This is a genomic window from Cytobacillus sp. Hm23, from assembly GCF_051842895.1.
Taxonomy (GTDB): Bacteria; Bacillota; Bacilli; order Bacillales; family SM2101; genus Nanhaiella.
Genome location: NZ_JBPXRQ010000008.1, coordinates 165,733 through 178,729, shown reverse-complemented (window position 1 = coordinate 178,729; position 12,997 = coordinate 165,733). Strand labels below are relative to the sequence as shown.

General features: G+C 34.3%; 9 protein-coding genes. 7 read left to right on the top strand and 2 right to left on the bottom strand.

Annotation, left to right across the window (positions count from 1 at the left end; genetic code table 11):
- Positions 1-415: 415 nt before the first annotated feature.
- The 6 genes from bioA to bioC all read left to right on the top strand — a co-directional run bounded on the left by bioA (position 416) and on the right by bioC (position 6,619).
- Positions 416-1,777 (top strand): adenosylmethionine--8-amino-7-oxononanoate transaminase, encoded by a 1,362-nt coding sequence (gene bioA, locus ACSVDA_RS07170; RefSeq protein ID WP_485881998.1) that lies wholly within the window; start codon positions 416-418, stop codon positions 1,775-1,777.
- A complete protein-coding gene (gene bioD / locus ACSVDA_RS07165; RefSeq protein WP_485881996.1) occupies positions 1,770-2,471 on the top strand; it encodes a dethiobiotin synthase in 702 nt (233 codons plus the stop codon). The genes bioA and bioD overlap by 8 nt, the downstream gene beginning before the upstream one ends.
- Positions 2,472-2,768: 297 nt before the next feature.
- Positions 2,769-3,767 (top strand): biotin synthase BioB, encoded by a 999-nt coding sequence (gene bioB / locus ACSVDA_RS07160; protein ID WP_485881994.1) that lies wholly within the window; start codon positions 2,769-2,771, stop codon positions 3,765-3,767.
- Positions 3,768-3,838: 71 nt separating this feature from the next.
- The gene (bioF, locus tag ACSVDA_RS07155; protein ID WP_485881993.1) at positions 3,839-5,044 is read left to right on the top strand and encodes an 8-amino-7-oxononanoate synthase; all 1,206 of its coding nucleotides are present in this window, start codon (positions 3,839-3,841) and stop codon (positions 5,042-5,044) included.
- Position 5,045: 1 nt separating this feature from the next.
- The gene (locus ACSVDA_RS07150) at positions 5,046-5,780 is read left to right on the top strand and encodes an alpha/beta fold hydrolase (RefSeq protein WP_485881991.1); all 735 of its coding nucleotides are present in this window, start codon (positions 5,046-5,048) and stop codon (positions 5,778-5,780) included.
- On the top strand, positions 5,777-6,619 hold the full coding sequence (gene bioC / locus ACSVDA_RS07145; protein WP_485881990.1) for a malonyl-ACP O-methyltransferase BioC: 843 nt from the start codon (positions 5,777-5,779) through the stop codon (positions 6,617-6,619). Before ACSVDA_RS07150 ends, bioC begins: the two co-directional genes overlap by 4 nt.
- 84 nt (positions 6,620-6,703) lie before the next feature.
- Here bioC and ACSVDA_RS07140 read toward each other — a convergent pair whose 3' ends face one another.
- Together ACSVDA_RS07140 and ACSVDA_RS07135 are read right to left on the bottom strand one after the other, a co-directional pair.
- A complete protein-coding gene (locus tag ACSVDA_RS07140; protein WP_485881989.1) occupies positions 6,704-6,961 on the bottom strand; it encodes a DUF3006 domain-containing protein in 258 nt (85 codons plus the stop codon).
- Positions 6,962-8,346: 1,385 nt separating this feature from the next.
- Positions 8,347-9,720 carry a tryptophanase gene (locus ACSVDA_RS07135; RefSeq protein WP_485881987.1) on the bottom strand — a complete coding sequence of 458 codons (1,374 nt, stop codon included), beginning with the start codon at positions 9,718-9,720 and terminating at the stop codon, positions 8,347-8,349.
- Between the two features lie 880 nt (positions 9,721-10,600).
- Here ACSVDA_RS07135 and gshAB point away from each other — a divergent pair.
- Complete coding sequence (gshAB, locus tag ACSVDA_RS07130) at positions 10,601-12,922, top strand: bifunctional glutamate--cysteine ligase GshA/glutathione synthetase GshB (RefSeq protein ID WP_485881985.1); 2,322 nt, start codon at positions 10,601-10,603, stop codon at positions 12,920-12,922.
- The last annotated feature ends 75 nt before the right edge of the window (positions 12,923-12,997 follow it).

Here is a 12,997-nt window from a genome sequence, read left to right as displayed (position 1 = left end):
AGCCATGCCGATGGCAACGATACTATCTTTAATAGCATTATATACATTAATATCCATCCTCTTGTAATTCTCTTTGTTTTGCTACTAATAACAATGCTTGTTTGAGCGATAATTGTTTAATCTTTATAAGAAATTAATCCAACCTTGAATTGCGTCATACCAAAAATGTTCTACTATATCACACATATTAACATTAGCCACAAAGCTATGGAATATGCCACCCTGGTTAATGTTTACTTAGTATCTTGAAACCATTCTTAGGTTATTCAGTTGAAATAATCATAGGCTATAAATGTATGTTGCCTACATAATATTGTAAGTAATCTTGACAGATTAATAGCGACATGGTTAGATTAAAATAGCTATATGTTAACTTATTTTTAATTTTAGTTAACAAAAGGGGTGGGTATTGTTAATGAATGATCATGAGCAATTAATTGAAAAAAGTAAAAAGCATTTGTGGCTACCTTTTACACAAATGAAAGACTATGAAAGCGATCCTCTCATTATTGAAAGTGGAGAGGGGGTTAAGTTAAAAGATACTGAAGGAAAGGTCTATTATGATGGCTTTTCTTCTGTATGGTTAAACGTTCATGGACATAGAAAAAAAGAGCTAGATGATGCGATTCGTTCGCAGCTTGACAAAATAGCACATTCAACCTTACTAGGAATGACAAATGTACCAGCAACGGAGCTTGCTGAACAGCTCGTTAACCTAACACCTACTGGACTTGATAGAGTATTTTATTCAGATAGTGGTGCAACATCAGTTGAGATTGCGCTAAAAATGGCTTTCCAATATTGGAGAAACATTGGTAAAACATCAAAGCAAAAGTTTATTACAATGAACAACGGATATCATGGTGATACTGTTGGTGCTGTAAGTGTTGGTGACATAGATATATTTCATAAAGTGTATAAACCATTAATGTTTGACAGCTATAAAACACCGTATCCATACATATATCGACACCCATCTGCTAATGCTGATGTTTGTCGTGACGAATGTTTAAACAAACTGCAATTACTACTTGAAGAGCGTCATAACGAGATTGCTGCCCTAATAGTAGAACCAATGATGCAAGGTGCTGGAGGCATGATCAACATGCCAAAGGGTTTCTTATCAGGAGTTGAAAGGCTTTGTAAGTCATATGATGTACTCCTCATTACTGACGAAGTTGCCACTGGCTTCGGTAGAACTGGAGAGATGTTTGCTTGTAATCATGAAGGGGTCGTACCAGATATTATGACAGCTGGTAAAGGGCTGACAGGAGGGTATCTTCCTATCGCAATTACGATGACGAGCGAGAAAATTTATGAGGCTTTCTATGATGATTATACGAAAATGAAAGCATTCTTTCATGGTCATTCCTATACAGGAAACCAATTAGGATGTGCTGTAGCTTTAGCTAACCTTAAGTTATTTGAGCATGAAAATATAGTTGACAATGTTAAAAAGAAGTCAGCAGACGTCCATCAAATATTTGAAGAATTTCATGAATTAAAACATGTTGGAGATATTAGGCAAATCGGCTTGATGACAGGAATTGAACTTGTAACAGACAAACAAACGAAAGAGCCGTTTCAGTGGGAAAAGCGTATTGGCTACAACGTAACATTGAATATGAGGGAATTAGGAATGCTTACGAGACCACTAGGAGATGTTATCGTGTTTATGCCACCATTGGCGAGTACTAATGACGATCTTCAAGCGATGATGTCAATTATGAAAGAAGCAATTTATACAATTACTGAGGGGTCTCAATATAATGAGTAGCGGTATTTTTGTAACGGGAACAGATACAGAAATAGGAAAGACTTTCGTTACAGGGGCTTTAGCAGCTGTATTAAAAGATAGAGGTCATGACGTCGGTGTGTTTAAACCAATGCTTAGTGGAATGAGTCGTGAAGATGCACAGAGTGACGCAGCATGTTTAAAGAAGATGTCACTTGATGGCAATTCATTAGAAGATATTAATCCATACCAATTCGAAGAACCACTTGCACCATATGTTGCGGCAAGGAGAGAAGGAAGACATGTATCGCTAGATGATGTAATTGCATCATGGCATCGTGTGAAAAAAACACATAGTACTTTTTTAATTGAAGGTGCTGGTGGTTTGGCAGTTCCTCTTGGCAAAAACTATCTAGTGTCTGACGTTGCAAAAGAGATTGGTCTGCCCTTATTAATCGTTGCACGACCAAACCTAGGTACTGTTAACCATACGTTGCTAACAATTGAATTTGCCAAAAGATCTGGGCTTCATGTATTAGGTGTTATTATAAATGGTTTGAAAGAAGATGAATACGGGATTGCTGAAGAAACGAACCCAGCTTTAATTGAAGAGTTTACAGATGTTCCTGTACTAGGAGTTATGCCTTGGATGGAGGGGGCCACTCGAGAACAAGTCGTGGACATGGTAAATGAAAAAATAAAGATTACTAGTTTATTAAAAGCAATAAATTCATAATTAGTTGAAAGTAATAAAGCCCGAAGTAAATTCATTAGATTGTCACGTTTGTAGAAAAGGTTACAAATATGAGAGGACACCCGTGTATTTGCTTAATATAAAAAGGTTGTTCATTGATTGTGCTTTTCATACTATCTATAAATCAAGCGTTTGTGGTATCATTTCGCATTTTAAATAAAGTCAATTGCATAAATTTAATAGTTGATATCCTAAATTAGTCTCAATAGCAATGCAAGTAAAAAAGCCTATAACAATGTTAATTACTATAAAAGATAAGGGTAAATAGGAGGACATTATATGGAAAATCTAATTCATGTTTCACAGTGGGATAAGTTAGCAGAAAAATCGTTAGCAGGGGAGTTAATTACTAGAGATGAGGCACTAAGTGTACTATCAGCTCCAGATGAAGAACTATTACCTATATTACAGTCAGCATACAAAGTTAGAAAGCATTTTTACGGTAATAAAGTGAAGTTAAATATGATTATTAATGCTAAAAGTGGGTTATGCCCAGAAGATTGTGGTTATTGCTCTCAATCTATTGTTTCTAATGCACCAGTCGAAAAATATACACTTCTTGATAAGGATACGCTTATAAGTGGAGCTCGTGAAGCTATGGCAAGGAAAGCAGGAACATATTGTATCGTCGCGAGCGGACGCGGTGCAACAGATAAAGAAGTAGAACAAGTAGTTGCTGCGGTAAAGGAAATTAAGGAAGATATGCCATTAAAGATATGTGCCTGCTTAGGTATTGTTTCTAATGATAAAGTGGACCAATTAAAGGAAGCGGGAGTAGATCGTTACAACCATAATTTGAATACTAGTGCTGGACATCATGAAAAAATAACAACGACTCATACATATGATGATCGAGTTGAGACCGTGGAAAATGTCAAAAGAGCCGGCATTTCACCATGTTCTGGATGTATTATTGGTATGGGAGAATCACATGATGATTTATATGACATAGCTGTTGAGCTTCGTAATATTGATGCTGATTCAATACCAGTAAATTTCTTAAATGCTATTGAAGGTACGCCGCTAGAAAAAATGGATGAACTAAATCCACGCTTTTGCTTAAAAGTTCTTGCCTTGTTCCGTTTGATAAATCCGTCAAAAGAAATAAGAATGTCAGGTGGAAGAGAAATTAATTTACGTTCTCTTCAAGTAATGGGATTGTATGCAGCGAATTCAATCTTTGTAGGTGATTATCTAACGACAGAAGGGCAGTCAGCAACAATTGATCATCAAATGATCGAAGATCTAGGCTTTGAAATTGAGGAAGGTTCCCTTTAGTAGTCATATAGAATACTAAATAAGAAGAGGCGAGCTCAGGTGTTCAGAGTTAGCCTCTTTACGTATATGTTGTGGGAGGTAGAATAACGATCGAACACTTAAGTAGATGGGAAAAAGACATTACAGATGAATTATTAGCATTAGATAACCAATCCGCGAAAAGGTCTCTCGTATTGACAGAAAATGCTGATCAAACATGGTTAACGATAGAAGGGCAAAGAATGTTAAACCTTGCCTCAAATAATTATCTAGGGTTAGCAGGAGACGAACGTTTAAAACATGCTATGATTGAGGCTATTCAACATTATGGTGTAGGCTCTACATCGTCACGATTAATTGTTGGAAGTCACCCCCTTTACGATAAGGCCGAAAAAGAACTCATAAAATGGAAACACGCAGAAGCTGGAATAATTGTTAACAGTGGATATGTAGCAAATGTAGGGGTTATTTCAGCCTTAATCGGTCGAGATGATGTAGTATTTAGTGATAAATTAAACCATGCAAGTATAGTCGATGGAATTGTTTTAAGTCGAGCAAAGCATAGACGTTATCGACATAAAGACTTAAATCACTTAGAAGCTTTATTACAAAGGGAACCAATAGAGAAAAGAAAATTAATAGTTACAGATACGGTGTTTAGTATGGATGGGGATATTGCTGACCTCAAAGGACTTGTCGAATTAAAAGAACGCTATAATGCATTGTTAATGGTTGATGAAGCGCATGCATCAGGTGTTTATGGGGAAAATGGCACAGGTTATGCAGAAATGGAGCACCTGCAAAGTAAGGTGGATATCCAAATGGGTACTTTTAGTAAGGCATTAGGTTCGTATGGTGCATATGTTGTCGGTGATAAGTGGTTAATAGACTATTTAATTAACCGAATGCGTAGTTTGATTTATACAACTGCATTACCACCTGCTGTCCTAGGCTCGATAATTAAGTCAATTGAAATTGTTCAACAAGCGGGTAAGGAGCGACAGTCGTTACATGACCTAGCTTATTATTTTCGTAGTAAATTATTACGAAATGGATTTAATATATGTAGTAGTGAAACACAGATTGTACCGATACTTGTAGGAGAAAATGACCGGTCAATACAATTTGCTAAGTTACTTCAACAAGAAGGTATTGCTGCAATCCCGGTTCGACCCCCTACAGTTCCTGAGAAGGAGTCGAGAGTACGTTTTACAATTACTTCAGCTCAAGCACGCGAAGATATTAATTGGGCTTTGGATAGGATAATTTATGTTGGGAAAAGTCTGGAGGTGATTTAATATGTCGAAAAAACATATTGTTTTGTTACCAGGTTGGGGGATGGAAAAAGAAGTGTTTTTTCCGTTGGCTAATCTTCTTGAACCATTGTTTCATTTCAATTTTATCGACTGGCAAGACATCATCTCTGGAGCAAGCCTAGAAGAAAGAGTGGACTCTTTACTAAATGAAAAAACGAAAGAGGTTTATCTTCTTGGATGGTCAATGGGTTCAATAGCTGCAATAAATATTGCTACTAAACATAATAATATTGATGGTTTAATTTTAGTAGGAGGAACGAGTCGTTTTACGAATGACAATTATCTCTTGGGGTGGAATCCACGAATTGTAGAACGTATGAAGAAGCAACTGAGAAGAGATAAAGGCAGAACATTACAGACGTTTTATCACTCAATGTTTTCTGTTCATGAGCATGAAAGGGGAGATTATGATAAATTTTTACGATTGTGTACAGCGAGTGCTCTTGATAAGGACTTAAATTCTCTCATAAAAGGTTTAGATTACCTCATTGAACAAGATGTTCGGGCAGAATTAGCAAGCATTGATGTCCCGAGTTTATTAATTCATGGCGTGGAGGATAATATATGCCCAGTCGAAGCTTCCGAGTATATTCACACGAAGATAACAAACTCAACTCTACACATTCTTCATCATTCTGGCCATATACCATTTTTTACCGAGATAGAAACATGTGCAAATTTAATTAAGGAATTTATAGAAGAAAGGGAAAGACGATGATTGATAAGAAGCTATTAAAAAAGCGCTTTAGTCAACGAGCAGAAACCTATGATAATTACGCAATCGTACAGAAAAAGATGGCGCAAAAATTAATTAATAAGCTTTCATCATTTACATATGGGGATAGGTTAAATATTTTAGAAATTGGTTGCGGAACTGGCTATTTAACAAATTTAATTTATACCAATTTTCCTCATGCAAAAATTACAGCTGTAGACCTAGCTCCAGGAATGATTGACATAGCAAGAAAGCGATTGAATGGCAAGGCCGTCACATTTCTATGTGCAGATATCGAAGACATAGAATTGCTAGAAAGTTACGATATAATTATTTCGAATGCGACCTTCCAATGGTTAAATAATTTGCCACTTGTGCTGACAAAGCTAAGAAGCGCATTAAATAACGGAGGGGTAATCTCATTTTCCACCTTTGGAAATCTTACTTTCAGAGAACTTCATTCAAGTTACGATAGCGCAAAACAGAAATTGAACCTTCAAATGGAAACTGCAGCAGGGCAATCATTTTTCACGATGTTAGAGCTGTCAAACGTGAGTAAGGGAGCGTTTAATAATAAACTTGAGACACCTAGTGAATATTTTCAGGTGGAAGAAGACCTTCAAATAGAATATTTTCAGACAGTGCATGAATTTTTTACTGCAATAAAGAAAATAGGAGCTAATAATAGTAATGTAGGAAAATCTTGTCAGAGACCATCGTTTTTTAAAGAAGTAATTAAACAATATGATAATAATTACCGAGATGAGCATGGAGTAAGAGCTACGTATCAATGTTTATTTGTAACATATAAAAAATCTGAAGGTAATTTGGAGATAGTATAAAAGATGGAAGAAAAATATATTAGGTTTTTCAATATATTTCTTGAAGCTAGCATGAAATTATTTACGATGCTAGCTTGCTTTTATTCAACCTCTTAACTTCTGTAGTAGTGCTTCTACACTCTTTCGTGCACTTTCTGTCTCTTCGAGAAATAATTTAATTTGCACATGTTCTTGGTTATCAAGAGATAATTCTAACAAGCTTCCTTCCACTGCATCAACTGGTAACATTGTACACGGTAAATTTATTTCTTTAGAAGTATCTTCCCTATACAATAGGACAGCGATCGCACCTTCGATTCGATCAATTGTATAATTTCCACAAGGTTTGTCATTAAAAAGCATACATAACATCTCCATTCGTTAAGAGTAAAATAATGAGGCTCTTTTCGTATACTTTGTTACTATTTATTTAAATACGTTGGATAAGGGCAATAATTTTTGTTTAGGTATTTGAAATACAAACTTCATGAGAAAACAGTGGAAGAAATGAATTTAGAACATATAATTTTGATGCTCTATCAAAGGCTAGTTAATAACATAAAAATTCCACAAAAAAACAAGGTTTTATACAATTGCCACCGTTTTACGTGACAATAGATGCAACGAAACTAGAGTCGTATCCGTGTTAATTTCTTAGTACGTAAAACAATAATCAATGGAAATTTAGCATCAAAAGAAAAAATATTCGTTGATTGATATAAGAATCCTCAAGGAAAGACTGTAGACATAAACTACGTTACTTGTGACCAAGTTCACTAGATTCTTTTGTTCACATACGTTATTTCATATATAGAACAAGAATGATGTTCGTTCTATATTTGTTAAGTTAAACTTAATCCTTTTAAATTTGTACTTATTTCTTGAAAAACTCTAATATTTCATCATAATTCTCTGCGCTGTAAATTGTAATACGACGTAAAGGCATTACAAGCTTGGATTTCGTTACAGAGACGCTTATTTCACTGAAATAATATTTACTCACAATCCGTTTAAGGAATACAATCATTCATCCAGCTTAAATAAATACATCTCATCTCATTCACATGAAGGTATCCTTGGATTTACTTTATTTTGTAATTTTCTTAAAATTTATCATTCTAACGGTTGAGAGTCAACACTACAATTTCCTCATTTTATGAATAAATAGCAAAGATTGCTCATAAATCCTTAGGTTTTTATAACTATTTTAAATATTTCTACTTTTCTAATAATTACAACTATTTATAATCAGTAACGATTCAATGTGTAAACTATATGGTTTATGTTGTTTTCTTACTAAGGGTAGGCACTTACACAATGAGTGTAACTGGGACTTTTCATTCTTCTTTTAATAAAACGGTAATAGGGTCCAATTAATAAGAAAACAGTGAATTGTAATTATACATTTACTGTTAGGGTGGTTAAAAACAGGAACAGTTTTCAATCTTAGATGAACAAAAAAGTAAGCTGTGCTGAAGTAGATCATTGTGTTAGTGAAGAGAGGGTGCTCTGCCTTTGTTGAAAAGAGGGGATATAAAAAAAGCTTTTTTTTTTGAGAACTTTGCTGCTTTTCTCACTTACTTTTGATGTAATGAAATCTATTATATGATTCCCAGAAAGTGAGTTATATTTGTATTTAGTAATTGTTACGGAAAGCAACAATTAAGGCGAAAACAGCCAATGAAAAAACCTTTTTCTAATGAAATGGGTCATTCATAGAAAAAGGCAATTTACGTGTTATATTGAAGCTAGATAGGTTTAAAACGAGCTGTAAAGTGACGAAGTATAGTTGGTTCATAAGTAAAATTAACTCCAGTAATTTGAGATCGTTTACGAGCTAATTTTCCTAACGATTCTGCAACATATTGAATGTGATTGTCAGTATATACTCTTCTCGGTATAGTTAATCTAAGTAATTCTAACTTAGACAATCCGTCTTTTCTAGATTTATTATCTCTTCCAAATAAAAGAGAACCAATTTCAACACCTCTAATACCACTTTCAATGTATAATTCACATGCTAACGCATGAGCTGGGAACTCGCTAGGTTCAATGTGTGGTAACAGCTTTTTTGCATCAACAAAAACGGCATGGCCTCCGATAGGCTCTTGAATGGGGATATCATAATTTACTAATAGTTTTCCTAATAACTGTACTTGGCTTATGCGATGATGTAAATAATCAATTTCAACAACCTCATTTAATCCAACAGCAAGAGCTTGCATATCTCTACCTGTTAACCCCCCATACGTCGGAAAACCTTCTAATGGTACGATAGTTGATGTACACTGTTCAAATAATTTCTCATCTTCCTTTATTACAATGAGTCCACCAATGTTTACAAGTCCGTCCTTTTTGCCACTCATCGTTAAACCATCTCCGTAGGCGAACATTTCTCTTACAATGGTACGTATATCTTTGTCTTTATAGCCATCTTCTCTCATTTTGATAAAATATGCATTTTCTGCAAAGCGGGCTGCATCGAAAATGACGGGTATGTGATATTTATTGGCGATTTTGGAAACAGCCTTTATGTTTTCCATAGAAACAGGTTGTCCCCCAGCACTATTACACGTAATCGTCAAATTAATAAAAGCAATATTCTCCTCACCGTGCTGTTGTATATAAGATTCTAATTTATTTGTATCAAAATTCCCCTTAAAAGGATGCTGATTTGATGTATCGTATGCTTCAGAAATAACGAGGTTCACTGGGTTTCCACCATTCAACTCTATATGTGCTTTTGTTGTATCAAAATGCATATTTCCTAACACAGCTTGCCCTTGCTTAATTAATTGTGAGAATAGAACTTGCTCTGAACCACGACCTTGATGAGTGGGAATGACATATTGATAATCTGTCAATTGTTGGACTGTTTCCTTTAAGTAATAGAAGTTACGACTCCCAGCATATGATTCATCCCCAAGCATGAGTCCGGACCATTGTCTGTCACTCATAGCACCTGTTCCACTATCTGTCAACAGGTCAATATATACATCTTCACTTTTTAATAAAAAAGGATTGTAACCAGCTTCTATTAACTTATGTTTTCTTTCTTCTCTAGAAATCAACCGAATTGGCTCTATCATTTTTATTTTGTATGGTTCAGGTAATCTATTCATAAGGAAATTATCCCCCTTTAAAGATAGTTAGGCCCCTTTCGATAAATAGTACAATTAGAAAATGTAAAATACTAGGTAAGGATACAGCGAGTACTATAGGTAGTAAGATAGAATGAAATGCTTGATAGGTGGGAGAAAAACAATTCATTCGAAAACAGCCAATAGATAGATAACACTAGATTGTATGCCCTACAATTTGAAATATGTATTCAGTATCAGAACACCAGTACGGTAGTGTGTTAAAGTATATCTGATAATTTAAGTTGAATTATAGTTGACTATTAAAGGTTATCATAATAAGATGAGTACATACATCAAAAATATTTGATTAATACTAATTAAAGATTGCAGTGTCTAGTAATGTTGTTCATACATATGAAATGGTTACGATTTTAGGACTTGAATCCTCGTCATTAAGCTTTCGTTTATACATCAAACAGACGGTTTAATTGATCATAATCGACTTTGATAAGCTAAGTGTACTAAACTTGCAGAAACTTGAAGTTTTGAGAAAATCATCAAATGTTTTTGATTAATGTACAATAATTTGTATTAAAGCTTCTGTACATGGATTGTTTTTTACTATAAATAAGCTGCCCGTGGCATTTTTCATCGTTATAATGATGTCACCACATAAAACATCTTCTAGCAGTTCTTATTTGGTTACAATAGTAACATTGTCTATAAAAGACTATTTTCGCAAACTTTGTTGCTATTGCGATGCAATAATTAATTTATGTAATTGACTTCATTTTAAAAGGGATAAGATGCCACGAACGTTTCGTTTATTTTTAGTACGAAAAACAACAATCAATGCGAAAACAGTCTTACAAAAAGAGCAACATATTTAGATGAAATAAACATCAGAAGGAGCATGAGGATGTTGGAAACGATAAACTTGTTAAATACAATAAAAACATTAGGGCTTGAAAAAGAAGTATTTGAAGGGAATTTTGGATTAGAAAAGGAAAATGTCAGAGTTGATCGTACAGGTAAATTAGCTTTATCACCTCATCCAGTAGGGTTTGGAAACAAGCTTCAAAACCCTTTTATCACAACTGATTTCTCTGAAAGTCAAATAGAAATGATTACACCTACATGTAACACAATACAAGAAAGCTATAACTTTCTTGAAAATATTCACCACATCGTGTCACTTGAGCTTGAGGATGAATATTTATGGCCTCAAAGCGCTCCTCCTTCATTACCTAATGAAGAAACGATTCCTATAGCTCGATATGATTCATCTGCAAAAGGTCACCGAGCTGAAGAGTATAGAATGAAGTTGGCTGAAAAATATGGTAAGAAAAAACAGCTCATTTCTGGTATCCATTTTAACTTTTCTTTTACAGAACATTTTCTACAAATGATACATCAACAATTAAGCACTGGGCTCTCATTTAAAGAGTTTAAAAATGAGGTTTATCTAAAAATCAGTAGAAATTTCTTAAAATATAGATGGCTTCTTATCTATTTATTTGGCGCCAGTGTGTCCGAAAAATGTTTTGACTCGACATGTGATGATCGTTCACATAATAATTTAGAATATGGAAGCTCTTTCAGAAATGGGCTTTGCGGTTATAGAAATAAAACAAACTTTCATGTTTCTCACCGTAATGTTGAAGAGTACTTACGTGACCTGAATAAGTTAATTAAAACTAGAGAGATAAGTGGGGTTGAAGAATATTACAGCCCAGTTAAATTAAAACCTCATAATAAAAAAAATTATTTAAGCTCATTAAGTAAAGACGGCATTGCTTATGTAGAATTTAGGATTTTAGATCTTAATCCATTGCACAAAGTGGGAATAGATCTTAATACATTAGAATTTTTCCACCTTTTTATCCTGTTAACACTCTTTATCAATGAAAAGGAAACGAAGGGCATTGATCAAAATATAGCGTTAAAGAATCATAATCTCGTTGCAAGTTTAGGTAGAAAGCCACAGTTAATGTTGCTAAAAAATGAACACGAAAAAATAAGTATGCATGATTGGGGACATAACATATTGGATAAGATGTTAGATCTAGCTCTCCAACTTGGAATAAAAGAAAATAAGTACAAAGAAATCATTAGAAGCGCCAAAGAGAAGATTGATAATCCAGAAATAACTATTTCTTCTGTGATATCGAAGGGGGTAAAGGAGCACTCGTATATTGATTATCATTTAAATTTAGCAGAAGTTCATTTGAAGGAAAGTAAAATAAAGAAATTTAACTTATTGCACCATGAAGATCTTGAATTGTCCACACAAATACTACTAATGAATGCGATTAAAACGGGCGTGAATTTTGAGATTTTAGATAGACAGGAAAATTTTGTATTATTGGACGATGGATTTCAACAAGAGTATGTGAAGCAAGCAACCAAAACGTCTTTGGATTCATATAGCACAGTCTTAATTATGGAGAACAAACTAGTGACTAAGAAAGTATTAAACCATGCGGGGATAAAGGTTCCTAATGGTGAATACTATAATAATATAAATGAGGCAAAAAACGCTTATCGTTTGTTTTGCAATCAAGAAATAGTTATTAAACCAAAGTCAACAAATTTTGGACTAGGAATTACAATTTTAAAAAACGGGTTCACACGACATTTGTTTGAAAAAGCAGTAGAAATAGCTTTTACACATGACGCTTCTATCCTTATTGAAGAATTTGTTGATGGAAAAGAATACAGATTTCTTGTTATAGGTGATGATGTTGTTGGGATACTTAATAGAGTTCCTGCTAATGTAATTGGAGATGGATATAGTAACATAACAGAATTAGTCGTAGAAAAAAACCAAGACCCCTTGAGAGGAAAGGGATATAAGACTCCATTGGAAAGAATAGATTTAGGAGAGCCTGAAAAGATGTTTTTACGAGAACAGGGAAAAGACTTTATGTATATACCTAAGCATGGTGAACGAATATTTTTAAGAGAAAATTCTAATATTAGCACGGGCGGTGACAGTATTGACTACACTGATGAGATTCCAGTCGAGTATAAATCTGTTGCAATAAAGGCAGCAAAAGCAGCTGGCGCAACTATTTGTGGTGTAGACATGGTGATTCCTGATATAACTAAAGATAAAATTGAAGGAAACTATGCAATCATTGAATTGAACTTTAACCCTGCTATACACATCCATAGCTTCCCGTATAAAGGAAAGAATAGAATGCCTGGACAAAAAATTATAAAAGCTCTCGGGTTCTAAAGGGTAGTCCCTCATCCCACTAAGATGTTTTCGCACCAGTGGGATTGGGGATGTTAATTACTAAATAATTAAAAA